The organism is Micromonospora sp. NPDC047730, from assembly GCF_043204765.1.
GTDB lineage: Bacteria > Actinomycetota > Actinomycetes > Mycobacteriales > Micromonosporaceae > Micromonospora.
The window spans coordinates 150,053-174,767 of sequence record NZ_JBIDCU010000003.1; the positions used below are offsets into that span (position 1 = coordinate 150,053).

General features: G+C 73.3%; 21 protein-coding genes. 7 read left to right on the forward strand and 14 right to left on the reverse strand.

The annotated features are described in order from the left end of the window. Nucleotides 1-63: 63 nt before the first annotated feature. The 5 genes from ACGF5G_RS10000 to ACGF5G_RS10020 form a co-directional block, all read right to left on the reverse strand. The gene (locus ACGF5G_RS10000; protein ID WP_393260951.1) at nt 64-981 is read right to left on the reverse strand and encodes a tetratricopeptide repeat protein; all 918 of its coding nucleotides are present in this window, start codon (nt 979-981) and stop codon (nt 64-66) included. Between the two features lie 190 nt (nt 982-1,171). Then, nucleotides 1,172-2,860: a methylmalonyl-CoA mutase gene (locus ACGF5G_RS10005; protein WP_393260954.1), complete on the reverse strand. Its 1,689-nt coding sequence runs from the start codon at nt 2,858-2,860 to the stop codon at nt 1,172-1,174. Between the two features lie 109 nt (nt 2,861-2,969). Beyond that, nucleotides 2,970-3,383: an Asp23/Gls24 family envelope stress response protein gene (locus tag ACGF5G_RS10010; RefSeq protein WP_357699960.1), complete on the reverse strand. Its 414-nt coding sequence runs from the start codon at nt 3,381-3,383 to the stop codon at nt 2,970-2,972. Between the two features lie 84 nt (nt 3,384-3,467). Next, the gene (meaB, locus tag ACGF5G_RS10015) at nt 3,468-4,403 is read right to left on the reverse strand and encodes a methylmalonyl Co-A mutase-associated GTPase MeaB (protein WP_393261655.1); all 936 of its coding nucleotides are present in this window, start codon (nt 4,401-4,403) and stop codon (nt 3,468-3,470) included. 177 nt (nt 4,404-4,580) lie between these two features. Then, nucleotides 4,581-5,780: an acetyl-CoA C-acetyltransferase gene (locus ACGF5G_RS10020; RefSeq protein WP_393260956.1), complete on the reverse strand. Its 1,200-nt coding sequence runs from the start codon at nt 5,778-5,780 to the stop codon at nt 4,581-4,583. A 62-nt stretch (nt 5,781-5,842) separates the two neighbouring features. On the opposite strand from ACGF5G_RS10020, the gene mce reads away from it, so the two are divergent. The 5 genes from mce to ACGF5G_RS10045 all read left to right on the forward strand — a co-directional run bounded on the left by mce (nt 5,843) and on the right by ACGF5G_RS10045 (nt 13,608). Next, nucleotides 5,843-6,313, forward strand: coding sequence for a methylmalonyl-CoA epimerase (gene mce, locus ACGF5G_RS10025; protein WP_393260958.1), 471 nt, complete (start codon nt 5,843-5,845; stop codon nt 6,311-6,313). Between the two features lie 282 nt (nt 6,314-6,595). Beyond that, nucleotides 6,596-7,951, forward strand: a complete 1,356-nt coding sequence (ccrA, locus tag ACGF5G_RS10030) for a crotonyl-CoA carboxylase/reductase (RefSeq protein ID WP_393260961.1) — start codon at nt 6,596-6,598, stop codon at nt 7,949-7,951. A gap of 277 nt (nt 7,952-8,228) precedes the next feature. Next, a complete protein-coding gene (locus tag ACGF5G_RS10035) occupies nt 8,229-9,500 on the forward strand; it encodes a cell division protein DivIVA (protein ID WP_393260964.1) in 1,272 nt (423 codons plus the stop codon). Between the two features lie 174 nt (nt 9,501-9,674). After that, nucleotides 9,675-11,861, forward strand: coding sequence for a hypothetical protein (locus tag ACGF5G_RS10040; RefSeq protein WP_393260966.1), 2,187 nt, complete (start codon nt 9,675-9,677; stop codon nt 11,859-11,861). A 418-nt stretch (nt 11,862-12,279) separates the two neighbouring features. Beyond that, nucleotides 12,280-13,608, forward strand: a complete 1,329-nt coding sequence (locus ACGF5G_RS10045) for an AI-2E family transporter (protein WP_393260969.1) — start codon at nt 12,280-12,282, stop codon at nt 13,606-13,608. 42 nt (nt 13,609-13,650) lie between these two features. Here ACGF5G_RS10045 and ACGF5G_RS10050 read toward each other — a convergent pair whose 3' ends face one another. The 7 genes from ACGF5G_RS10050 to ACGF5G_RS10080 all read right to left on the reverse strand — a co-directional run bounded on the left by ACGF5G_RS10050 (nt 13,651) and on the right by ACGF5G_RS10080 (nt 20,091). Further along, nucleotides 13,651-14,460: an alpha/beta hydrolase gene (locus ACGF5G_RS10050; protein WP_393260971.1), complete on the reverse strand. Its 810-nt coding sequence runs from the start codon at nt 14,458-14,460 to the stop codon at nt 13,651-13,653. 66 nt (nt 14,461-14,526) lie between these two features. Next, nucleotides 14,527-14,853 (reverse strand): hypothetical protein, encoded by a 327-nt coding sequence (locus tag ACGF5G_RS10055; protein WP_393260973.1) that lies wholly within the window; start codon nt 14,851-14,853, stop codon nt 14,527-14,529. A gap of 56 nt (nt 14,854-14,909) precedes the next feature. Further along, nucleotides 14,910-15,941 carry a hypothetical protein gene (locus ACGF5G_RS10060; protein WP_393260975.1) on the reverse strand — a complete coding sequence of 344 codons (1,032 nt, stop codon included), beginning with the start codon at nt 15,939-15,941 and terminating at the stop codon, nt 14,910-14,912. After that, nucleotides 15,938-16,432, reverse strand: coding sequence for a SigE family RNA polymerase sigma factor (locus ACGF5G_RS10065; protein WP_393260977.1), 495 nt, complete (start codon nt 16,430-16,432; stop codon nt 15,938-15,940). The genes ACGF5G_RS10060 and ACGF5G_RS10065 overlap by 4 nt, the downstream gene beginning before the upstream one ends. A gap of 40 nt (nt 16,433-16,472) precedes the next feature. Then, entirely contained in the window at nt 16,473-18,263 is a 1,791-nt protein-coding gene (locus ACGF5G_RS10070) for a 3-hydroxyacyl-CoA dehydrogenase family protein (protein ID WP_393260979.1), read from the reverse strand. Between the two features lie 140 nt (nt 18,264-18,403). Continuing rightward, nucleotides 18,404-19,471, reverse strand: coding sequence for an alpha/beta fold hydrolase (locus ACGF5G_RS10075; RefSeq protein ID WP_393260980.1), 1,068 nt, complete (start codon nt 19,469-19,471; stop codon nt 18,404-18,406). A gap of 74 nt (nt 19,472-19,545) precedes the next feature. Continuing rightward, nucleotides 19,546-20,091 (reverse strand): FHA domain-containing protein, encoded by a 546-nt coding sequence (locus tag ACGF5G_RS10080; RefSeq protein WP_393260982.1) that lies wholly within the window; start codon nt 20,089-20,091, stop codon nt 19,546-19,548. Between the two features lie 323 nt (nt 20,092-20,414). Between ACGF5G_RS10080 and ACGF5G_RS10085 the strand changes: the two genes are divergently transcribed. Further along, the gene (locus tag ACGF5G_RS10085) at nt 20,415-21,911 is read left to right on the forward strand and encodes an aldehyde dehydrogenase family protein (protein ID WP_393260984.1); all 1,497 of its coding nucleotides are present in this window, start codon (nt 20,415-20,417) and stop codon (nt 21,909-21,911) included. An 18-nt stretch (nt 21,912-21,929) separates the two neighbouring features. Here ACGF5G_RS10085 and nucS read toward each other — a convergent pair whose 3' ends face one another. Further along, entirely contained in the window at nt 21,930-22,589 is a 660-nt protein-coding gene (gene nucS / locus ACGF5G_RS10090) for an endonuclease NucS (protein WP_076472317.1), read from the reverse strand. 71 nt (nt 22,590-22,660) lie between these two features. Between nucS and ACGF5G_RS10095 the strand changes: the two genes are divergently transcribed. Next, on the forward strand, nt 22,661-23,278 hold the full coding sequence (locus tag ACGF5G_RS10095) for a DUF4126 domain-containing protein (RefSeq protein WP_393260986.1): 618 nt from the start codon (nt 22,661-22,663) through the stop codon (nt 23,276-23,278). A 130-nt stretch (nt 23,279-23,408) separates the two neighbouring features. On the opposite strand, the gene ACGF5G_RS10100 is transcribed toward ACGF5G_RS10095, so the two are convergent. After that, the gene (locus ACGF5G_RS10100) at nt 23,409-24,005 is read right to left on the reverse strand and encodes a hypothetical protein (protein WP_393260988.1); all 597 of its coding nucleotides are present in this window, start codon (nt 24,003-24,005) and stop codon (nt 23,409-23,411) included. Nucleotides 24,006-24,715 lie beyond the last annotated feature (710 nt).

Consider the following 24,715-nt stretch of genomic DNA (forward strand, 5'->3'; position numbering starts at 1 on the left):
CTCCCGTCCTCAGGTGTCGGGCGGGCCGGCCGGAACGCCGGCCCGCGCTGGCGTGCTACGTGCTCAGAACAGGGCGCTGGCCAACGCCCGGCGGGCCGAGGCGACCGCCGGGTCCTCCGGCCCGGCGACCGCGAAGAGGCCGACCAGGTGCTGGCGTACCTTCTCGCGGTCGTCGCCGGCGGTGCGGCGGACCAGGCCCACCAGGCGGGCGTACGCCGCCTCGGCCTGACCGCTGAGCACCTCGATGTCGGCGGCCAGGAGTTGGGCCTCGACGTCGTCGGGGTTGGCCTGGGCGGCGGCGATCGCCGCGCCCGGGTCTGCCCCCGCCACCCGGCGGGCCAGCCCGACCTGGGCGAGGCCCGCCTCCGCCGCGGCGTCCGCCGGGGACTCGGCGAGGATCTTCTTGTACGCGCGCTCGGCCGCGTCCAGGTCGCCGCTCATCAGGGCGTCGTCGGCCTCGTCGAGGCGCGGGTCCTCCGGCTCGGCGACGGTCACGCCACCGGCCTTGAGCACCGCCTGGATCCACTGCCGCAGCTGCGCCTCGGGCACCACGCCCGAGAAGGCGTCGATCGGCTGGCCGCCGACCACCGCGTAGACCATCGGGATGCCCTGCACCCGGAACATCTGGGCGATCCGCGGGTTGGCGTCCACGTCGACCTTGGCGAGCACCCAGGCGCCGCCGCCCTCCGCGGCCAACCGCTCCAGCACCGGCGAGAGCTGCTTGCACGGCTCGCACCACTCGGCCCAGAAGTCCACGATCACCGGTGTGGTGAGCGAGCGTTCGAGAACCTCGGACTGGAATGTCGCCTCGCTGACGTCGATGACGCTGACGCCGCCGCCGGCGGTGCCGGGCAGGCCGCCAGAGGGGCCGGGCTGGGCGGGGGCGGTGGGGCGGGCGGGGGCCGGTGCGGGGGTGCGCAGCGCGCTGAGGTCGACCGCGCCGCGGGTGAAGATCGACGAGGTGATCCGTGGGTCGCTCATGGTTACCTAGTCTCGCACGCGACCCGCCGAACTCAGATCAACCGCGACGGCGACAGTTGCAACTGTCACGCCTGCTCCCGCCTCCCGCCCAGCCCTCCGCGATCTTGCGCTTTCGGCCCCCGGTACGCGGCGTACGCGGCATTTGCCGGGGCAGGAAGTGCAAGATCGCGGAGGGGTAAGGGGGTGGGGGTCAGAAGCGGGCGGGTTCGCGGTAGACGCCCCACTCGGCGCGGAGGGCGTCGCAGATCTCGCCGAGGGTGGCCTCGGCGCGTACGGCGTCCAGCATGGCCGGGATCATGTTCCCGTCGGTCCGGCCGACCGCGACCATCCGCTCGATGGCCGCCTTGACGGCCGAGTCGTCCCGGCCGGCCTTGCGCTCGGCCAGCACCCGGCGCTGCTCCAGTTCCACCTCGTGCGAGATGCGCAGGATCTCCAGGTCCTTGGCGACCGTGCCGGTGTGGCAGTTGACGCCGACGATCTTCTTGTCGCCCTTCTCCAGCGCCTGCTGGTAGACGAAGGCCGACTCGGCGATGTGGCCGGTGAACCAGCCGTCCTCGATGCCGCGCAGGATGCCGGAGGTCATCGGGCCGATCTGGTGCGGGCCCTCCCCGCCGAGCTGCCGGATCCGGGCGAAGATCGCCTCCGCCTCGGCCTCGATCTTGTCGGTGAGCGCCTCCACGTACCACGACCCGCCGAGCGGGTCGGCCACGTTGGTCACCCCGGTCTCCTCCATCAGCACCTGCTGCGTACGCAGGGCGATCTCGGCGGACTCGTCGGTGGGCAGCGCGAGGGTCTCGTCCAGCGCGTTGGTGTGCAGGGAGTTGGTCCCGCCGAGCACCGCGGCGAGCGCCTCGACGGCCGTCCGTACGACGTTGTTGACCGGCTGCTGGGCGGTCAGCGACACCCCGGCGGTCTGGGTGTGGAACCGTAGCCAGAGCGCCTTCTCGCTGGTCGCGCCGTAGACGTCGCGCAGCCAGCGGGCCCAGATCCGGCGGGCGGCCCGGAACTTGGCGATCTCCTCGAAGAAGTCGACGTGCGAGTCGAAGAAGAAGCTCAGGCCCGGGGCGAAGACGTTGACGTCCAGCCCGCGCGAGAGCCCCAGCTCGACGTAGCCGAACCCGTCGGCGAGCGTGTACGCCAACTCCTGCGCGGCCGTCGCACCGGCCTCCCGGATGTGGTAGCCGGAGACCGAGAGCGGCTTGTAGCGCGGGATCTCCCGGGCGCAGTACTCCATCAGGTCGCCGATCAGGCGCAGGTGCGGCTCCGGGTCGAAGAGCCACTCCTTCTGCGCGATGTACTCCTTGAAGATGTCGGTCTGGAGCGTGCCGTCCAGCCGGGACAGGTCGGCGCCCTGCCGCTCGGCGGCCACCAGGTACATGCAGAACACGGGCACGGCCGGCCCGGAGATGGTCATCGAGGTGGTCACGCCGGCCAGGTCGATGCCGTCGAAGAGCGTCTCCATGTCGGCGGCGCTGTCCACCGCGACGCCGCAGTGGCCCACCTCGCCGAGCGACTGCGGGTCGTCCGAGTCCCGGCCCATGAGGGTGGGCATGTCGAAGGCGACCGAGAGGCCGCCGCCGCCCGCGCCGAGGATCATCTTGTAGCGCTCGTTGGTCTGCCGGGCGTTGCCGAAGCCGGCGAACTGCCGGATGGTCCAGGTCCGCCCGCGGTAGCCGGTCGGGTACAGGCCCCGGGTGTACGGGTACTCGCCCGGCCAGCCGATCCGCTCGAAGCCCGGGTGGGCGACGCCCTCCGGCGGCCCGTAGACCGGGTCGACGGCCATCCCGGAGAGCGTGGTGAAGTCGGCGTCCCGCTTGCGCGCGGCGTCGTAGCGGGCCTGCCAGCGTGCCCGTCCGGCTGCGATCTCGTCGGCGTTCATCCGCGGGGCTCCTCCTCGAGTCCTCGACCTGCACGTCGAGTGTAGAGCCCAGCCTGAACGATCGCTAAGGATACTCGTACCGGCCGGTAACCTGAGCTGCCCGTACCAGTCAGGCGGTCGGCGCGGCGGGCTCCCCCAGCGTCACGTCGTCGACCCGGATGTTGATCTCGTCGACCCGCAGCCCGTACGCCTCGACCGCCTCGGTCACCTTCGCCCGGACGGCGTCGGTCACCTGCGGCACCGGCCGACCCGCCTCGATCACGATGACGAGGTTGACCACGGCCGCGCCGTTCGTGACGTGGGCCGAACAGCCCCGCCGGGCGTCGCCGACCTGGTCCAGCCCGACCTTGTCGAGCACCGCGTTGAAGAACCGGGCCACGTCGCCGCCCAGCTCGGCCACCCCGGGCACCGACCGGGTGGCGGCCACCGCGATCTTCTCCACCACCTCGTCGGAGACGTGCGTGCTCCCGCCCGCCACCGCGTCCGGCGTCACCGACAGCTCCTGGGTCGCCTCGTCGCCCATCGTCCCCCCACTCGCCGCGCACCGCCCCACGGGTCCGTGGAGCGGTGCGAGCGTACTAGGTCGGCGGGTACCGGAGGGGACGCCTCAGGAGCCGAGCTGGGCGAGCAGCTCGTCGGCCGCCGCGTACGGGTCGAGGGCACCCTCGGCCACCTTCGCGGCGAGCGCCGGCAGCTCCGTACCGTCACGCAGGGAGCCGATCCGGGCGCGGAGCGCGCCCAGCGCGATCGCCTCGATCTCGGCGGCGGCCCGCGCCTCCTGGCGGCGGCGCAGCTCGCCGTGCTCGACCAGCCAGCCCCGGTGCTTGTCGATGGCGGCGGCGATGTCGTCGATCCCCTCGCCCCGCGCGGCGATCGCACGGACCACCTGCGGCCGCCAGTCGCCCGGGCCGCGCTCGCCCAGGGCGATCATGCCCTGGATGTCGCGGTAGGTGGCGTCGGCGCCGTCCCGGTCGGCCTTGTTGACCACGAAGACGTCGGCGATCTCCAGGATGCCCGCCTTGACCGCCTGGATCGCGTCGCCCATGCCCGGGGCGAGCAGCACCAGCGTGGTGTCGGCCAGCGAGGCGACCTCCACCTCGGCCTGCCCGACGCCGACGGTCTCCACCAGCACCACGTCGCAGCCGGCGCCCTCCAACACGCGGACCGCCTGCGGCGTGGCCGCCGACAGCCCGCCGAGGTGCCCCCGGCTGGACATCGAGCGGATGTAGACGCCCGGGTCGGTCGCGTGGTCCTGCATCCGGACCCGGTCGCCGAGGATCGCCCCGCCGGTGAACGGGCTGGACGGGTCGATCGCCAGCACGCCGACCCGGTGCCCCCGGGCGCGCAGCGCCCGGACCAGCTCGTTCGTGGTGGTGGACTTGCCCACCCCGGGCGAGCCGGTCAGGCCGACCACCTGGGCCTGCCCGGCGTACGGCGCGAGCGCCGCCGCGATCCGCGGCAGCGTCTCGTCGCCCGACTCGACCAGGGTGATCAGCCGGGCCACCGCGCGGGGATCCCCCGCGCGGGCCCGCTCGACCAGCATCGGCACGTCCCGGCTGCGGCGCACCGGGGGTGCGCCCGCCGCCGGCACGTCGTCGACGATCTCGCTCACTGCACTGCCTCTGTTCGCGACTGCGGGGCTCGCAAGACCGGCTCACTCCTCCCGCTCACTGCACTGCCTTCGTTTGTCGGCGGCTACCGGATCAGCGGTGCGCCGCGCTCACTGACCGCTCTCGCCGGGGGCCGGGACGTGGATGACCAGTGCGTCGCCCTGGCCGCCGCCACCGCAGAGCGCGGCCGCGCCGGTGCCGCCGCCCCGGCGCTTGAGCTCCAGGGCCAGGGTGAGCACCAACCGGGCGCCGGACATGCCGATCGGGTGGCCCAGCGCGATCGCGCCGCCGTTGACGTTGACCTTGTCCGGGCTGATGCCGAGGTCACGGGTGGACTGGATGCCGACCTGGGCGAACGCCTCGTTGATCTCGATGAGGTCGAGGTCGGAGACGCTCAGCCCGCCCTTCTTCAGGGCGTGCTGGATGGCGTTGGACGGCTGCGAGTGCAGGGAGTTGTCCGGCCCCGCCACGTTGCCGTGCGCGCCGATCTCGGCCAGCCAGGTCAGGCCCAGCTCCTTGGCCTTGGCCTTGCTCATCACGACCACGGCGGCGGCGCCGTCGGAGATCGGCGAGGAGGTGCCGGCGGTGATCGTGCCGTCCTTGGTGAACGAGGGCCGCAGCTTGGCCAGCACCTCGACGGTGGTGTCCGGGCGGATGCCCTCGTCCTCGCTGATCACCAGCGGGTCGCCCTTGCGCTGCGGGATGACCACCGGGGTGATCTCGTCGGCGAAGTGCCCGTTCTTCTGCGCGGCGGCGGCCCGCTGGTGGCTGGCCGCGGCGAACGCGTCCTGCTCCTCGCGGCTGATGCCGTGCTTCGCGCCGAGCCGCTCGGTCGACTCGCCCATCGAGCAGCAGTCCCAGGCGTCGGTGAGCCCGTCCAGCGCCATGTGGTCCTTGACCACGACGTCGCCGTACTTGTAGCCGCCGCGCTGACCGAGCAGCAGGTGCGGGGCGTTGGTCATCGACTCCATGCCGCCGGCCACCACGATGTCGAACTCGCCGGCCCGGATGAGCTGGTCGGCCAGGGCGATCGCGTCCAGGCCGGAGAGGCAGACCTTGTTGATGGTCAGGGCCGGCACGGACATCGGGATGCCCGCCTCGACCGCCGCCTGGCGGGCCGGGATCTGCCCGGCACCGGCCTGGAGCACCTGACCCATGATCACGTACTGGACCTGCTCGGGGGCGACGCCGGCGCGCTCCAGCGCCGCCTTGATCGCCACGCCACCGAGCCTGGTCGCGGAGAGGTCCTTGAGGTTGCCCAGCAGGCGCCCCATGGGGGTCCGCGCGCCGCTGACGATCACCGAAGCCATAACCTGCCTCCGAGGGGGTGCCGACCTGTACGCCTTAACGATTGTTCGGTCAGACTAGCGCCATGGCTGAGAACTCCCCCGCCGAGACCGCTGCCGACTATGTCACAGGCATCGGCCTGCTCCGCATCGACCACGTCGGGGTCGCCGTGGCCGACCTGGACGCCGCGATCGACTTCTACCAGCGCACCTTCGGGATGCGCTGTGTGCACACCGAGACCAACGCCGAGCAGGGCGTCCGCGAGGCGATGCTGGCCGTCGGCCCGACCACCGAGGGCGGCTGCCTGCAACTGCTGGCCCCGCTGACGCCCGAGTCGACCATCGCGAAGTTCCTGGACCGCAAGGGGCCGGGCGTGCAGCAGGTGGCGTACACGGTCGCCGACATCGACGCCGCCTGTGCGGCGCTGCGCGAGCGGGGCGTGAAGCTGCTCTACGACACCCCGAAGCGCGGCACGTCGAACTCCCGGGTCAACTTCGTCCACCCAAAGGACGCCGGCGGCGTGCTCGTCGAGCTGGTCGAGCCCGCCGCGCACTGACGCCCACGACCGGCCCCCGCCGCCGGGTTGGGGGCCGGTGACCACCGGCGTCGAGCGCGGCACTGCGCGGTACGACCGCCGCCCGGACACCTCCACGCATCGGCCGATGCAGTTTTTCACAGAGGACTTCCAGCCCTAGCTACCGTTCAGTAACGTCCCGCCTCAACAGGAGCGCGGCCGTGTCGGATGTGTCGGATGCCGACATGGCGGCCGGCCGCACTCGCGCCGACGATGGCAGCACCCAGGCCCGCGTGCGCGGGTGCGGACGAACGGGAGGTCGACGTGCAGGACATCCTCGAAGCGATCATGGCGGCGGAGGGATCCGACCAACCGGAGCGGGAGCTCGGCGGCGTCGCCGGCCTGCCGGTGCCGGAGTCGTACCGGGGCGTCGTGGTGCGCGCGGACGAGGCCGGGATGTTCGACGGCCTGGCCACCCGGGACAAGGACCCGCGCAAGGCGCTGCACGTGCAGGAGGTGCCGACGCCGGAACTCGGGCCGGGCGAGGCGCTCGTCGCGGTGATGGCCAGTGCGATCAACTACAACACGGTCTGGACCAGCATCTTCGAGCCGCTGCCGACCTTCAGGTTCCTCGAGCGCTACGGCCGGCACTCCGAGCTGACCAAGCGGCACGACCTGCCGTACCACGTGGTCGGCTCGGACGCCGCCGGCGTGGTGCTGCGCACCGGGCCCGGGGTGACCCGCTGGAAGGCCGGCGACGAGGTGGTCGCGCACTGCCTGTCGGTGGAGCTGGAGGACGCGGCCGGGCACGACGACACCATGCTCGACCCGCAGCAGCGGATCTGGGGCTTCGAGACCAACTTCGGCGGCCTCGCCGAGCTGGCCGTGGTCAAGGCCAACCAGCTGATGCCCAAGCCGCGCCACCTGAGCTGGGAGGAGGCGGCCAGCCCCGGCCTGGTCAACTCGACGGCGTACCGGCAGCTCGTGTCGCACCACGGGGCGAACATGAAGCAGGGCGACGTCGTGCTGATCTGGGGCGCCTCCGGCGGCCTCGGCGGGTACGCCACCCAGATGGCGCTCAACGGCGGAGCGATCCCGGTCTGCGTGGTGTCCTCCCCGGACAAGGCGGAGCTGTGCCGCAGGATGGGCGCCGAGCTGGTGATCGACCGGGCCGCCGAGGGCTTCCGCTTCTGGAAGGACGAGGAGACCCAGGACCCGGACGAGTGGCGCCGCTTCGGCGAGCGGATCCGCGAGCTGACCGGCGGCGAGGACCCGGACATCGTCTTCGAGCACCCGGGCCGGGAGACCTTCGGCGCGAGCGTCTACGTGACCAAGCGCGGCGGCACCGTCGTCACCTGCGCCTCCACCAGCGGCTACCAGCACCAGTACGACAACCGCTACCTCTGGATGCACCTGAAGCGGATCGTCGGCAGCCACTTCGCCAACTACCGCGAGGCGTGGGAGGCGAACCGGCTGGTGGCACTCGGCAGGATCCACCCGACGGTGTCCAGGACCTACGGCCTGGAGCAGACCGGCCAGGCCGCGTACGAGGTGCACCGCAACGCGCACCAGGGCAAGGTCGGCGTCCGTTGCCTCGCCCCCTCCGACGGGCTCGGCGTGCGCGACCGCGAGCTGCGCTCCCGGCACGAGGACGCGATCAACCGGTTCCGCGGCCACTGACCACACCGACGACCATTGGGGGCGAACGACGATCGTTTTCCGCCACCGACGCGGGGCGCTCATTCGAGCGACCCGGCCATGCGCGACAAAGGGCCGCGGCGATCTCCCGCGGCCCTTTTCCGTAGTCACTCTCTGTGCCGACCGACCCGCCCGGGACCTGCCAAGATCGCCGATTGGTCCCGCCTCCCGGGGCTCCCGTAGTTGACCATGTAAAGAGGACGCGAAAGCTCGGGACCGCTCTTGCGAAGCACCCTGGGGAGTCTGCGAGTATGTCCCAATGCCCCAGCAGTCCTCCCCTCTTGCGTTCTTCGATAACGCGAACTCCCAGCCCGATTTCACCGTCGGCCTACGCGGCTACAACACCCACCAGGTCGATGACTTCATCGGTCGGATGACGGCCGCGCTGACCCAGTCCGAGCAGGCCCGGGCCGAGGCCGAGCAGCGCATGAACGACGCCCAGCGCCGGCTCCGCCAGGCCGAACAGCGCATGAGCACGCTGGAGCAGAAGCTCGCCGACACCAACAAGCAGCTCGAGGAGAACAGCCGGCCCACCCTCTCCGGCCTCGGCACCCGGGTCGAGCAGATCCTCCGGCTGGCTGAGGAGCAGGCCAACGACCACCGCAACGAGGCCAAGCGCGAGTCGGAGGGCATCCTCTCCGCCGCCCGCCTCGAGGCCCGTGAGATCACCGACAAGGCGCGGGCCGAGGCGGCGGCGATGAAGGCCACCGCCGAGCGGGAGGCCGGCACCGTCCGCACCGCCGCCGAGCGGGAGGCCGCCGAGGTCCGCGTCCAGGCCCGGCGCGAGGCCGACACGCTGCGCGCCGACGCCGACCGCGAGACCAAGCAGCTGCGCACGGTCACCGCGCACGAGGTCGCCGAGCTGAAGTCCACCGTCGAGCGCGAGGTCGCCACGCTCCGGGCGACCGCCGAGCGGGAGATCACCCAGCAGCGGGCGAAGGCCGCCCGGGAGGCCGAGGAGAAGCGCGCCGAGGCGACCAAGCTGCTCACCGACGCGCGGGACAAGCGCGACAAGGACCTCCAGGCCCTGGAGCTCCAGCTCGCCGAGCGCCGGGAGAAGGCCGAGCGTGAGGAGTCGGAGCGGCACGCGGCGCAGGTCGCGCAGACCCAGAAGCTGGTCAGCGAGGCGGAGCAGCGGGCGCACGCCGCGCAGGAGCGGGCCAAGGAGATCGAGCAGCGCGCCGAGGCCCGCCGGGTCGAGTCGGAGCGCACCGCCAACGAGACGGTCGACAAGGCCAAGGCGCTCGCCGACAAGACGCTCAGCGAGGCGAAGGCCGAGGCGAAGCGGCTGCTCACCGAGGCGCGCACCGAGGCCGAACTGACCACCCAGGCGGCTCGCCGCGAGGTCGAGGACCTCACCCGGCAGAAGGACGCCGTCACCTCCCAGCTCGGCCAGATGCTCTCCGGCCTTGCCGGCATCGTGCCGGGCGTGCCGGCCGCGCAGCCGGCCGCCCAGGCCGCGCCGGCCAAGCCCGAGGCGAAGAAGGCCGACGGCGCGGACGAGCGGGTGGCGGCCGAGACGTCCAACTGACCGACCCGACCGGGGGCATGACGACGGCGCGGGGTGACACCGGGTGACCGGTGTGCCCCGCGCCGTATGCGTTTGCCCGTCAGGGAATTGCCCGGGCGTGGCCGCAGTGAAGTAGGTCCCATCCGGGGCGTCCGTATCGCCCCAGCAGAGCCGGATGCGTGTGAGGATGGGGGCATGTCGCACGGCGAGGAACTGTTCGCTCTCGGCGGGGACGTGACCACGGAGCCCAGCTTCGAGTCCGCTCTGCGGGGGTACGAGAAACGACAGGTCGACCGGTACGTCGCTCGTGCGGAGCACGAGATCGCGGCCCTCGCGGCCGAGCGGGAGCAGGCCTACACACAGATCCACAAGCTCGCCGGCCAGGTGGAGGTCCTCCAGCGGGACCTCGCCCAGGCGCGCAAGTCCTCCGGCGCGCTGGAGAACGTCTCCTTCCGGCACCTCGGCCCGCGGGTGGAGCAGATCCTCACTCTCGCCGAGGAGCAGGCCGACGCGGTCCTGGTCGCCGCCAACCAGGAGATCGAGGCGCGCCGGGCCGCCGCCGAAAACATCATCGAGGAGGCGCGCGAGCAAGCCGCCGCCGCGCTCAAGGACTTCGAGATCGCGCTGGCCGCCCGCCGGGCGGAGGAGGAGCGGCACAGCGCGGCCCGCAGGGCCGAGGCGGACGCCGCGGTCCGGGGCGCCAAGGAGGAGGCCGCGCGGCTGGGCAAGGCCGCCCAGGAGGCGCTGGCGAAGGCCCAGCAGGAGGCCACCCAGCTGCGGGACGCGGCCAAGGAGATCCACCACCGGGCCCAGCAGGAGGCGACCAAGCTCCGCGAGGCCGCCAAGGAGGTCCACGCCAGGGCCCAGCAGGAGGCCACCCAGCTCCGCGAGGCGGCCAAGGAGGTCCACGCCAAGGCCCAGCAGGAGTCCAAGCGCCTGGTCGACCAGGCCACCGAGGCGGGCCGGGCCACCCACGCCAAGGCCCAGCGGGACGCCAAGCAGATCATCGACGACGCCGCCCAGGCCGGCCGGGCCACCCGCGACAAGGCCCGGCAGGAGGCGGAGCGGCTCACCACCCAGGCGGCCGAGGCGGCCAAGCGCAGCCGCGCCGAGACCGAGGCGTACGTGCAGCGGATGCGCACGGAGACCGAGGCGTACGTGCAGCAGGCCCGGGCGCAGACGCAGCAGGAGCTGGGCGCCTGGCGGGCCGGGGTGGAGCAGGAGGTCAACAGCCGCCGCGAGGCGGCGGACCGCGAGCTGACCCAGCGCCGGACGACCGCCGAGCAGGAGTTCACCAAGCGCCGCGACGACCTGGAGAAGCAGTACAAGACCCGCCTCGCCGAGCTGGAGCAGCAGCACAAGAGCCGGCACGACGAGCTGGAGACCGGGTTCGAGTCGCGCCGCGCCGCGCTGGAGTCGGAGTACACCAGCCGGAAGAACGAGATCGAGCAGGGTGCCGCCGCCGTCCGACAGGCCGCCGAACGGGACGCGCTGGCGATGCGCCGCCAGGCCGAGGAGGAGGCGGCGACGCTGCTCGGCCGGGCCGAGTCGGAGGCGGCCGAGAAGCGCCGCAAGGCCAACGAGCACGTGGCGACCTCGCGTCGCCAGTTCGAGGAGTACGCGGCGACGACGCAGCAGCACCTGGCCACCACCCAGCAGCACCTCGCCGCCACCCAGCAGGAGGCCGCCGCGAGCCGCCAGCAGCTCGCCCAGGTGATGCTGGAGATCGCGCAGGCCCAGCAGCAGCTCGCCGACCTGCGGCAGGAGACGTGGAAGTCGCGGCAGGAGTCCGACGAGTTGCAGCGGCAGGTGGCCGAGCTGCGGTTGGGGCTGGTCGGTGCGGCCGACGGACCGGGCGGGACGGCCACCGCCGCGGCCGGCCCGGTGGCCGACGGCGGGCCGGCCGGGACCGGCACCGCGACGGCGAACGGCGGGAAGGCGTCGACCGCCGCCGGGGCGGGCGAGGCGAAGAAGGAGGCTACGCCGGCCGGAGCGGCAAAGGAGGCCACGCCGGCCGGAGCGGCAGCGGCTTCGGCGGGTGGGGCCGGGGGCAAGGAGGCCGCCCCGGCCGCGGACGGCAGGCCCGGCGCGGGCAAGGTCGAGCCGGCGGAGGCCGGCCAGCCGGCCAAGGGTCGGATCGAGCCGGCGGACGCCGGGCAGCCGGAGAGCGGCAGGGTCGCCTCCGTGACCACCGTCGACGGCGGCACCGCCAGCGCCGGCGTGGAGGGGGAGCCGACCGTGGCGGCGGTGCCGGGTGAGGCCGGCCGGGGCGCCACCCCGACGAAGATCACCAGCACCGGCGAGAACGGCAAGCGGCCGACGAAGCCGACCACCGACGAGCGCAGCGCCAAGCCGAGCAAGGTCGTCGTCGAGAAGGACTGACCACCCGCCCCGTCGCACGGGCGGGTCGGGTGGTGTGGGCGCTGTCGAGCTGCCCCATCTGTGGGACCACCCGTCACACCAGGCCCGATTGCCTGCCGCCTGATCGGCCGGGTCGAGGCCATGCGGGGCCATGTCCGCCGGGGGCACGTGTGCCCCGTCTGTGAGGGCAGCTCGACAGCGGCCGGGCGGCGGCATCCTGTGGGATCCGGTCGTGCCCCGTCTGTGAGGGCAGCTCGACAGCGGCCGGGCGACGGATCCCGTGGGGTGGGCCGGCGGCCGGGCCGATGCGACCCGAGGGACGGACGGGGTCGGTCCGGCGCCCTGACGACCACTACGCTCCTGATCGGAGCCCCCGGACCTGGGGTCCCCGCGCCCGGGGGCCGGCAGGCGCCGGCGGAAGTCGATCAGGGAGGTCCGGATGGCACAGGACGGACCCTCGGCGTCGGGCGCCGACCGGGAGCGGGGGGCCACCCCGGACCCGGCCGGGACGGCCGCCGAGCCGGTGCGGGCCGACGACCCGGGACGGACGCGGGCCGCCGAGCCGGAGGGGGCCGACGACCCGGGACGGAGGCGGGACGCCGAGCCAGAAGGGACGGCCGAGCCCGGGTGGGGACGGGCCGCCGAGCAGGAACGGGCCGGGGCGGTGACCGAGGGCCCGGCGTCGGCGCCGGGCGGCGACGAGCCCCCGGCCGTCGGGCCGGGACGGTTCGGCAGGCCGGGGCGACCGCTGCGGCGCAGCAGCTTCCTGGTCGGCTTCACGGGTGCGGCCGGGGTTCTGCTCGCGTACGCCCTCTATCTGGGCCTGCGCAACGCGGCCGGAATCCTCGTCCTGGTGCTCATCGCGCTCTTCCTCGCCGTGGGCCTGCACCCCGCCGTGGTCCGGCTGCGGTCCTGGGGGCTGCCGCACGGCGCGGCGGTGGCGACGGTCGCGCTGACGGTCGTGCTGCTCCTCTGCGGCGGCGTGTTCGCCCTGGTGCCGCCGATCGTCACGCAGACCGGGCAGTTCGTGGACCAGTTGCCGAGCTACCTGGAGGAGTTGCGCCGCAACCGGACGGTCAACGAACTGGTGGAGCGGTACGACCTGATGGAACGGCTGCAGAACGCGGCGAACCCGGCCACGATCGGGCGGGCGCTCGGCGGGGTGCTCGGCGGGGCCCAGATGGTCTTCGGCACGGTGTTCCGGGGGCTGACCGTGCTGGTGCTGACGATCTACTTCCTGGTCTACTTCGACCGGCTCCGCGACCTGGGCTACTCGCTGGTGCCCCGGTCCCGCCGGGAGCGGGTGCGGCTGATCGGCGACGAGATCCTGGCCAAGGTCGGCGCGTACATGGTGGGCGCGCTCAGCATCGCCGTGCTGGCCGGGGCGACCACGTTCGTCTTCGCGCTGGCCGTCGGGCTGCCGTACCCGTTCGCGCTGGCCGTGGTGGTCGCGGTGACCGACCTCATTCCGCAGATCGGCGCCACGCTGGGCGCGGTGATCGTCAGCCTGGTCGGCTTCGCCACCGACCTGCCGGTCGGCATCGCCTGCGTGGTGTTCTTCCTGATCTACCAGCAGGTGGAGAACTACCTGATCTATCCCAAGGTCATGCGCCGGTCGGTGGCGGTCAACGAGGTGGCCGCCCTGGTCGCCGCCCTGCTCGGCGTGTCCCTGCTGGGCGTGGTGGGCGCGCTGATCGCGATCCCGGCGGTGGCCGCGTTCCAGCTCATCCTGCGGGAGGTGATCCTGCCCCGGCAGGAGTCCCGTTGACCCCGGCCGGGACCACGACGACCGCCCCGGCCCGTGGGCGGGTCAGCCGGCCTGGCCCGCGGGCGGGCCGGGCACCGGGCGGTCGGCGAAGGAGGCCACCGTGCGGTCGGCGTACGCGCTGACGTCGCCGGTCTCCACCGGGCCGTCCCAGGCGGTCGGCAGCGGCACGGCGGCGGCCGGGGCGACCCGGCGGACCACCTCGTCCAGCACGGTCTCGGCGTCGCCGACCCAGAGGTGCTTCGCGCCGGGCACCCCGACCACCTCGGCCTGCGGCACCGCCGCGAAGCGTTCCCGCGCCTCGTCGGGGCGCAGGTAGTCGTCGAACTCCGGCACCAGGGCGGTCAGCGGCTTGCCGGACTCCGCCCAGTGGTCGAGGTCCGCCGGGGTGGAGTAGCGCAGCGGCGGGGAGAGCAGGATCGCCCCGGTGACCGCCGGGTCGCAGCCGTACCTCAGGGTCAGGTCGGTGCCGAACGACCAGCCGAGCAGCCAGATGTTCGGCAGCTCGGCGAACTCGGCGTACTCGATGGCGGCGGCGACGTCGAAACGCTCGCCGACGGCGTTGTCGAAGGTGCCCTCACTGGTGCCGCGCAGGCTGCTGGTGCCCCGCGTGTTGAAGCGGAGCACCGCCAGGTCGGCCAGGGCCGGCAGGCGCCACGCCGCCTTGCGGAACACGTGGCTGTCCATCATCCCGCCGTGGGTGGGCAGCGGGTGCAGGCAGACGAGGGTGCCCACCGGCTCCCGGTCCAGCGGTCGGGCCAGCTCGCCGACCAGCCGCAGTCCGTCCGCGGTGTGCAGCTCGATGTCCTCGCGATGCCCGGGCAGGATGGTGGACGCGCGGATCGGTGTGCTCACCCGTCCAGTCTCACCCGTGCGCCCGGCGGCCGCCGGGCGGGGCGGAAACAGGGTGATCCAGATCGCTCAGCCGTACCGGGGGGCGCCGCGACCGCGCTGGACGACCGGCCCGCGCCGGTCCCGGGCGCGCCAGCAGCCACTGTGCCAGTGCCGCCGGTCCGTCAGGTCGCCCCGCCCGTCGGCCGGCCACGCCACCAGGTGCGCCACCCCGGGCCGGATCTCCTGGTCGCAGCCCGGGCAGCGGTACGTCTTGGTGGACGCCCCGCCGCTGATCCCGCGCACCTGCCACTCGCCGTCGCGCCACTGCTGCACCGAGGCGACGCCCTGCCGGGCCCGGTCGGAGTCGAGGTGGGCGGTGTCATCGCGGCGGGGTCGGTTGCGACGGGGGCTCACGCCTACCAAGCGTACGGGCCGACCTGTGGGCCGGCCCGGCACGGGCGCACGACCGGTCAGTCCCAGGTCTCCGGGCGGATCGGGTCCTCGGCCACCCGCGCCCCGCCGAGTACGAGGGCGGCGTCCTGCTCGGTGAAGCCGTCGAAGGGCCAGCCGAAGTCGGCCACCAGGTGGGCCTTCGGGAATCCGAGCAGCTCCAGTTGCTCGCCCTGCGGGTAACGGTAGGCGGGCCGGCCGGCGATCGTCCGGTTCCCCTCGGTCTGGCTGCTGGCGATACTGCTCGCGTACTCGAAGGACACGGTCATCTGCCGCTGCTCGTTCGCGGTCACCCGCAGCGACACCCGCAGCGTGTCGGGGAAGGAGTCCGCCTCGACCCGACAGCCGGTGAGCCGGGCGCCGGTGGGCAGCGTGGTCAGCCGCACCGGACCGTCGCAGCGGCGCGCGTCGCCCAGCCGGAGGGCGCGGACCGCCACGTCGACCTCCCGGGCGGTGGCGGCGGTCACGGTGGCCCGGGCGTACAGGCCGCGGGCCGGTTGCCAGAGCCGGACCCAGCTGGGCGTGTCTCCCCTGCCCCGGTGCCGGCGGTCGCTGCCGTCGTAGGCCTCCTCGACCGTCATTCCGTTGACCACATCGTGCATGAGCGCGGCGGCGGAGGTGGTCAGCTCGACGGTGACCGCCCGGCCCCCGCCGACGTCGGCCCGGACCACCTCCACCCCCGACCAGACCTCCCAGCCCAGATAGCGGGCCCGTGCCGGGTCCAACCCGAAGTGCAGCACCTGCGGATCCGTGCCCACCAGGTCGGGCCGGCTCGCGGCCCCCGGTACGTCGTCCGCCCCGGGTGGCGTCACCGCAGAGGTTCCCGGCGCGGCGGCGTGCGGTGGGCGTACCCCCTCCAGCCAGCCGGCGCCGGTGCCGACGGTCAGGCCGAGCACCGCCACCAGGCCCACCGCGACCCCCGCGCCGGCCCGACGACGACGGCGGCGGGCCTGTCCCCCGGCGACGGCACGCGCCGTCAGCCGGTCGGTGTCCACCGCCCCCTCGGCGCGCTCGCGCAGCGCCCGTACGATCCGCTCGTCGAGGTCGGTCACGACCGGCTCCCGTTCGTCGTCGGGAGGCCGCAGCGCTCCCGGAGGTGGGTGAGCGCCCGCATGGCATGGGTGCGGACGGTGACCGGCGAGCAGTCCAGGATCTGGGCGATGGTCGCGTCGTCGAGGTCCTCGTAGTAGCGCAGCACGAGCACCGCCCGCTGGCGTTCCGGCAGCCCGAGGACGAGCCGCCACATCGCGTCCCGGTCGGCGGTCTCGCCGCCGAGGTCGCCGCGCTGCGGCCGCTCGGCGAAGTCGGCCGTCGCCAGTTCCCGGTTCGTACGCCGGCGCCACCAGGAGTGGTTGGCGTTGACCAGCATCCGGCGCACGTACACGTCGGGCCGGTCCGCCCTGGCGATCCGCCGCCAGTGCACGTACGCGCGGGCGAGGACGTCCTGGGTGAGGTCCTCGGCCCGGTGCTCGTCCCCGGTCAGCAGCCGGGCCAGCCGGATCAGGGCCGGCCCGCGGCTGCTGACGTACTCCTCGAAGGTCACACCATGCAGACGCCGTCACCGGCGCCGGGCGTTGACCCGCTCAGCGACGGGTGTGGTCGCGGAAGCCGCGGCCGCTCTTGCGACCCAGGTAGCCGGCCGTGACCAGGTGCTCCAGCAGCGGGGCGGGCGCGAAGCCCGGCTCACGCAGCTCCAGGTAGAGCTCCCGCTGGATGGCCAGCGAGACGTCCAGGCCGACCACGTCGAGCAGCTCGAACGGGCCCATCGGGTAGCCGCAGCCCAGCTTCATCGCGTAGTCGATGTCGTCGGCGGTGGAGTAGCTGGCCTCCAGCATCTTGACCGCGTCGTTGAGGTACGGGAAGAGCAGCGCGTTGACGACGAAGCCGGACCGGTCGCCGCAGACCACGCCCGTCTTGCCCAGCGCGGCGCAGACGGCGCGGGCGGTGGCGGTCGTCTCGGCCGACGTCCGGATGGTCTGCACGATCTCGACCAGCGGCATGACGGGGGCCGGGTTGAAGAAGTGCAACCCGACCACGTCGGCGGGCCGCTGGGTGGCCATCGCGACGTCGATCACCGGCAGCGACGAGGTGGTGGTGGCGAGCACGACGCCCGGCTTGCAGATCTCGTCGAGGCTGGCGAAGAGGGCCTTCTTGACGCTCAGCTCCTCCACCACGGCCTCGACCACGAGGTCGACGTCCGCGAGGTGCTCCAGGGTGGCCGACCAGTTGACCCGGCCGAGCGCGGCATCCCGGTCGTCCTCGCTGAGCTTGCCGCGCACCACGCCCTTGTTGAGCGAGGTCTTGACCGCCTCGCAGACCTTCGCGGACTTCTCCGCGCCCCGGGTCACCGAAACGACCTCGTAGCCGGCCTTGGCGAAGACCTCGATGATGCCGGTGGCCATCGTCCCGGAGCCCACCACGCCCACCTTCGCGATGGCCCGCGCGCCGTCGGCCAGCGCCGGCTCCGCCGCCACGGGCGTCCGCTCGTCCGGTACGACCTTCGGGGAGCCAGGCCGCTCGTAGGTGTAGAAGCCCCGGCCGGACTTGCGGCCGAGCAGCCCGGCGGTGACCATCTGCTTGATCAGCGGCACGGGGGCGTGCCGGCGGTCCCGGCCGCCGCGCCGGTACATGGTGTCCAGGATCTCGTACGCGGTGTCCAGGCCGATCAGGTCCATCAGCGCCAGCGGGCCCATCGGCAGGCCGCAGCCGAGCTTCATGGCCGCGTCGATGTCCTCACGGCTGGCGTAGTGCGACTCGAACATGCCGACGGCGTGGTTGAGATAGCCGAAGAGCAGCGCGTTGGCGATGAAGCCGGCGCGGTCGTTGATGGTGACGTCGACCTTGCCGAGCCGGTCGCAGAGCGCCTCCACGTCCGCGACCACGTCGGCGGAGGTGACCACCGTCCGGACGACCTCGACGAGCTTCATGACCGGGGCCGGGTTGAAGAAGTGGATGCCGATCACCTGGTTGGGCCGGCTGGTGGCGACGGAGATCTCGGTGACGCTCAGCGACGAGGTGTTGGTGGCCAGGATCGCCTCGGGCTTGCAGACCCGGTCCAGCTCGGCGAAGATCCGCTGCTTGAGGTCCAGGTGCTCAGGCACCGCCTCGATGACGAGGTCCACCGAGTGCAGCGCGTCCAGCCCGACCTGCCAGTGGACCCGGCTCAGCAGCGCGTCCCGGTCCGCCTCGGCGAGCTTGCCCTTGGCCACGGCCCGGTCCGTCGAGCCGGTCAGGGTGGCCCGGCCGCGCTCCAGCGCGCCCTCGGAGATCTCGACCGCGACGACGTCGACGCCGTTGCGCGCGAATACCTCGACGATGCCGGCACCCATGGTGCCCAGACCCACAACGCCCACGCTGGTGAACTCGCGCGCCACGACCGGCCTCCCCAATGCTCCGCACAGCCGCGTGAACGGCCACTAAGGTTATGCGCGCGAGTCTGCCACGTGACGTTCGGTTGTCGAGACGCGGTGGGGTATTTCACGAGCGGTGCGGCCCGTCGTCGGGCCGCCCGTCGTCAGGCCGCCCGGCCGGTCAGCCGGAGCAACTCGGCGACGAACTCGGCCGGCCGCTCCAGGTGCGGGCTGTGCCCACAGCCGGGCAGCAGCACCTCCCGGTACGCGCCGCCGGCCGCCGCGTAACGCTCCAGCACCACCCGGGTCTGCCCCACCATCGGCTGCGCCGGGCAGGCATCCGCCCCCGGCCAGCCCGGCACCGCGCCGAGCGAGCCCAGGTGGGCCAGGTCGAACAGCGAGGTGTCCGAGACGATCACGTCGGCGTCCCCGTGGATCCAGGTGACCGGCGGCTTGCCGGCGACGGCCACGAGTTCGTCGGCGACCCGGAAGTACGCCGGGGAGAGCGCGTTGAGCACGCCGCGCCGGCCCGGGGCGGTGCCGGGCCAGTTCGCCGAGTCCACCGCCGTGCCCGGATAGTTGTCGTCGCCCGTCGCGGTGGTGAGGAGGGTGTCCAGCAGCAGTTCCTCGTCGTCGCCGAGCGAGGCCGGGTCCGCCACGTAGGTGGCCCGCAGCACGTTGCGCGGGCTGGCCTGGCTGTCCGCGCCCCGGTCGCCGGCGGCCAGCCGCTTGACGAACTCCGCGTTGGCCGTGCCCGCCCCGGTGCCGGCGAAGTCGGGCGTGGTGGGCGTACCGGCCAGGTCGCGCGTGCCCCCGAAGCCGTACGGCGAGACCGGCGCGGCGAGCAGCAGCGCGGCCACCCGGTCGGGGTGGTCGACCAGCAGCCGCATGGCCACTCCCCCGCCCAACGAGTGCCCGACCACCACCGGCCGGGCGCCGGGCGCGAACAGGGACGGCTCGTCCAGCAGCGCGGCGAGGTCGTCGGAGAAGTCGGTCAACCCCCGGGTCGCGTCCACCGGGGCGGTGTCGGTGTACCCGTAGCCCCGCAGGTCGGGCGCGACCACCCGGAGGGTGTCCGGCAGCCGCCGCACCAGCGGCTCCCAGAACGCCGCGGACGAGCAGTTGCCGTGGACCAGCAGCACGGGCACGCCGTCCGGCGGCCCGGCCACCCGCACCGCCTGGGTGATCCCATTCGCCGACACGAGCTGCTGTCCGGTCTCCATCCGCGGCATGCTGCCACGACGCCCCGGCCGCGTCCATGGGCCCTTTCACCATGTTCGGTGGTCGGGAGGTGTGCGGCGACAGGTCAGGACGGGGCGGGCCCCAGCGCGCCCACCGGCAGCGGCGGCACCGCGTCGGGACCCTGGAGGGCCGGCATCGCGGCCGACAGCGGCGGCACCGGCTGGGCAGCCTGCCGGGCGGGGGTCACGAGGGGGTCGGCGCCCGGGAGGGCCGGGGTCGCGATCGGCAGCGGCAGCGTCGGGCGGTGGTCCCGGCGCGGCTGGCCGAAGCTGAGCCCCACCGGATCGGTCCGCGCCACGCCCGGGTCGAAGAGGCGCAGCTCCGTGCGCCCGACCCGGATCACGTCCCCGTCGGCCAACCGCTCCACGCCGGTGATCCGCCGGTCGTTCAGCCAGGTGCCGTTGGTCGAGCCCAGGTCCACCAGGCAGGCGCCCTCGTCCGTCAGCCAGACCTCGGCGTGCCGGCGGCTCAGGTGCGCGTCGGGCACGACGACGTCGGCCGTCGGCACCCGGCCGATCACCTGCCGCACCGGGCCGACCCGGAAACTCAGCCCCCGCATCGCCCCACCCGCCACCGTCAGCAACGGCATCAGTTCCGGACGCTCCTCCATGGACAGTCAGCCCCCCACCCCGCACGGTCACCCCGCGCGTCAGCCTGCCACCACACGGTGGTCGCCCTCGACCGCCGGGCGGTCACCTCCACACCCCCGGCCGGACACCTCCCGTTCGCCGGTTCGGCGTCCACCGGCTGACAAGGACCGCAAAACAGTCCCGGCCGGCCGGACGCCCCGACCATGTCCACGGAATCGGGCACCACCGCGTTCAACGAGGCCGGACGGCGGGCCATGACCTCTTCCGTACGGGCGACCCGGCGGACCGGAACCAGCGGGCGCGCCACCTACCGGCGAGTAATCCTCAGGTCTAGACTTCCGTCATGACGGCTGTGCATGCCCCGGGAACCCCGGTCATCGAGGACGGTCGGCTGGTGTCGACGAGCCCGGCGACCGGCGCGGAGGTCGGCCGCCTGCCGGTGGCGACCGCCGAGGACGTCGCGCGGGCGGTCGACCGCGCCCGCCCGGCCGGCGAGTGGTGGGCCGGGCTCGGCTTCGCCGGGCGCAGGGAGCGGCTGCTGCGGTGGCGGGCCCTGCTCGCCCGGCGGATCGAGGAGCTGGCCGAGCTGGTGCACGCCGAGGGCGGCAAGCCGTTGGCCGACGCCGTCGTGGAGATCGTCAGCGCCGTCGAGCACGTCGACTGGGCGGCCCGCAACGCCCGCCGGGTGCTGGGCCCCCGCCGGGTCCGCTCGCGGCTCGTCCTGGCCGAGTTCTCCGCCCACCTCGAATACCAGCCGCACGGGGTGATCGGCGTGATCGGGCCGTGGAACTATCCCGTCTTCACCCCGATCGGCTCCGTCGCGTACGCGCTCGCGGCCGGGAACGCCGTGGTGCTGAAGCCCAGCGAGTACACCCCCGCCGTCGGGCAGTGGCTGGTCGACACGTTCGCCGAGGTGGTGCCGGAGCACCCGGTGTTCACCGCGGTGCACGGGCTCGGCGACGTCGGCGCCGCACTCTGCCGCTCCGGGGTGGGCAAGGTGGCCTTCACCGGCTCGTCCGCCACCGCCAGGAAGGTGATGGCGGCCTGCGCCGAGTCGTTGACGCCCGTGCTGCTGGAGGCGGGCGGCAAGGACGCGATGATCGTCGACGCCGACGCCGACCTGGACGCTGCCGCCGAGGCCTGCGTCTGGGGCGCGCTCACCAACGCCGGCCAGACCTGCATCGGCATCGAGCGGGTCTACGCGGTCGAGCCGGTTTTCGACGCCTTCGTCGGGAAGGTGGTCGAGCGGGCCGGCCGGTTGACCGTCGGCCCCGACGACGCCGACATCGGCCCGATCACCATGCCGAGCCAGCTCGACGTGATCCGCCGGCACATCGACGACGCGCTGGCCCGGGGCGGCCGGGCGGTGCTGGGCGGCGCCGACGCGGTGCAGCCGCCGTACGTGCGCCCGACCGTGCTGGTGGACGTCCCGGAGGACTCACTCGCCGTACGCGAGGAGACCTTCGGCCCGACCCTGACCGTCAACCGGGTCCGCGACGCCGACGAGGCCGTCGCCCGGGCCAACGCCCTGTCGTACGGCCTGGGGGGTTCGGTCTTCGGCCGGCGGCGCGCGGTGGCGATCGCCCGGCGGCTGCGCTCGGGGATGGCGTCGGTCAACTCGACGCTGACCTTCGCCGGGATGTCCACGCTGCCGTTCGGCGGCGTCGGCGACTCCGGCTTCGGCCGCATCCACGGCGAGGACGGGCTGCGCGAGTTCAGCCGCGCCAAGGCGATCACCCGCCGGCGGGCCCGGTCGCTGCTGGCCTCCACGACCTTCGAGCGGACGCCGGCCGACGTCGCCCGGCTCGTCAGGGCCATCAAGGCGATGTACGGCCGGTGAGCCCTGGGGCGGAGGGCGTCAGAAGAGGGTGAGTTCGTCCCGCTCGATGCCGCGCAGCTTGTCGTAGTCCACGACGACGCAGCGGATGCCCCGGTCGGTGGCGAGCACCCTGGCCTGCGGCTTGATCTCCTGCGCGGCGAACACCCCGGCGACGGGCGCGAGCAGCGGGTCGCGGTTCATCAGCTCCAGGTATCGGGTGAGCTGCTCCACGCCGTCGATCTCGCCGCGCCGCTTCACCTCCACCGCCACGGCACCCTGGTTGGCGTCCCGACAGAGCAGGTCCACCGGGCCGATGGCCGTCATGTACTCCCGGCGGACCAGCGTGAACCCCTCGCCGAGGGTCTCCGGGTTGGCCGCCAGCAGCTCCTGGAGGTGCGCCTCCACGCCGTCCTTGCGCAGGCCCGGGTCGACGCCCAGCTCGTACGAGGTGTCCTGGAAGATCTCCTCCAGGGTGATCCGCAGCTCCTCGCCGGCCTTGTTGACGACCCGCCAGACGCCGGGGGCCTCCTCCAGCCGGCAGGGCGGGCTCATCCAGTTCAGCGGCTTGTACGCCCGGTCGTCGGCGTGGATCGACACCGACCCGTCCGCCTTCACCATCAGCAACCGGGTGGCCGGCGGCAGGTGGGCCGAGAGCCGTCCGACGTAGTCCACCGAGCACTTCGCAATCACCAACCGCACCCGACGAGGGTAGCGGAGGCCCCGGCCCGCGCCACCGAGCGGCACTGGCGTGGCGGTGGGATGCTGAGTCGGTGCTCGAAGTTCTCACCGGTACCGGCCTCGCCGCCTCAGCGGGGCTGAACGCCTACATCCCCCTGCTCACCATGGGGTTGCTGGCCCGCCACACCAGCCTGATCGACCTGCCCGCCGGCTGGCAGTGGCTCGGCAACGGCTGGGTGCTCGCCATCCTGGCGGTGCTGCTGGTCATCGAGGTCGTGGCCGACAAGGTGCCCGTGGTCGACCACGTCAACGACGTGGTGCAGACCGTGGTCCGGCCCACCGCTGGTGGCCTGGCCTTCGGCGCGGGCTCGTCGTCGGAGACGGTGACGGTGAGCGACCCGGGGAGCTTCTTCTCCTCCCACCAGTGGGTCCCGGTGGTGACCGGGGTGCTGATCGCCCTCGGCGTGCACCTGCTGAAGTCCGCCGCCCGACCAGTCGTCAACGCGACCACGGCCGGCGTCGGTGCCCCGGTGGCCAGCACCGCCGAGGACGCCACCAGCGTGGTCATGTCGATGGTGGCGATCATCCTGCCGGTGCTGGTGCTGGCGTTCCTGCTCGGGCTGGTCCTCTTCGTCGTCTGGTTCCTGCGTCGCCGGTCCGACCGACGCCGCGAACGTCAGGCGGCCCGGGCCGCCGGCTTCCGCGTCTGACCCTCGTACGCACCGACGGCCGGCCACCCCGCGTGGGGTGCCGGCCGTCGTCGGTGGTGGAGATGTGCCGCTGGCCGGCGCCCGTGTCGGGTGCCGGCCAGCGATCCCCCTTGTGGTGAATGTCTGTGTGTCAGCTGTTCCAGTGCTCGGCCACCAGGTCGGCGGCCTGCTGCTCCCACTGGGCGTAGTGGTCCGGGTACGCCGACACCTGCACCGTCTGCGCGGCCTCGGTCAGCGGCATGTCCTGCCACCCGTCGACCTGCTTCAGACCCTTCAGGAACGCCGTCGTCGAGTACTCCGGGTCGGTGATCTGCTCGACCGTGCCCCAACCGCTCGACGGGCGCTGCTGGAACAGGCCCTGCGAGTCGTGGTCGTTGCGGTCACCCAGATGACCCAGGTTCTCCAGCTTCGACTCCTGCAACGCCGTCGCGATCGACACCACCGCGGCCCGCTCGTCCATCCCGGCCTTCTTCGTCGCCGCGATGATCGCCTTGGCGTTGGCGACCTGCTCGTCGGTCAGGTCGATGCGCGACTGCGCGCCCTGCACGCCATGCGGGATCAGCTTCGTCTTGTCCACGGCCGGCTTGTCAGCCTGCACCGCCACCGCCACGGGCTTACCCGACTCGACCGTCGGGGCGGCGTGAGCAGCAGCCGGACCGGCGAACACACCACCGGCAAAAGCCAGACCAGCAACACCAAGAACGCTCTTACGCAGGATCGTGTTCATCAGGATGCTCCATTCGGGGGTTGGCACCACACGCCGAAGGGGGGTTCAGCGAGGGTGCAAGCACCGTCCGGCGCTCAAGAAATCGGGGGATCCGGCGCGTCACGCGCCGGGAAGAATCAGACCGGCCATCTGGAGACCGGGAGTGGCCCGTGTCGCGGGGCGAGGGGGTCGCCCCTTCATCGGCCGGGACCATGTGTAACGACCGGCGGCCCACCAACATTCCGGGGGCCTGCACGCCAGCCCGCCGAGGGCGGCGCGGTCTTGCTCGGCCGTACGCAGGGTGTAACGACCCCGCCCCGGCCACGATTCCGCCCCCACGATGCCCCCGGTCACACCCCGAACCGGACCCCACGGGTCCCATCGCCCGGCCGCTGTCGAGCTGCCCTCACAGATGGGGCACACGTGCCGCGGCAGGTGATCGAGCCTGGTGTGACGGGTGGTCCCACAGATGGGGCAGCTCGACAGCGCCCACCGCACCCACCCACCGGCCCGGTCAAGAGCGGGCCGACGGGCCGTGACCTCGCGGTCGACAGCTCGCCAACGCATCGCCGTCGCCTCCCGACGGGCGTCCCGACGGGCCTCCCCGACGGCCAATGCCGGACAACGGACAGCCAGGCACGGACGGCGCGCGACCACCGACGGGGTGTGGCCCGCCGTGCCCGGCGCAGGGATCAAGCCTGACCGCCCGGAGCCGGGCACGGCGGGCCACA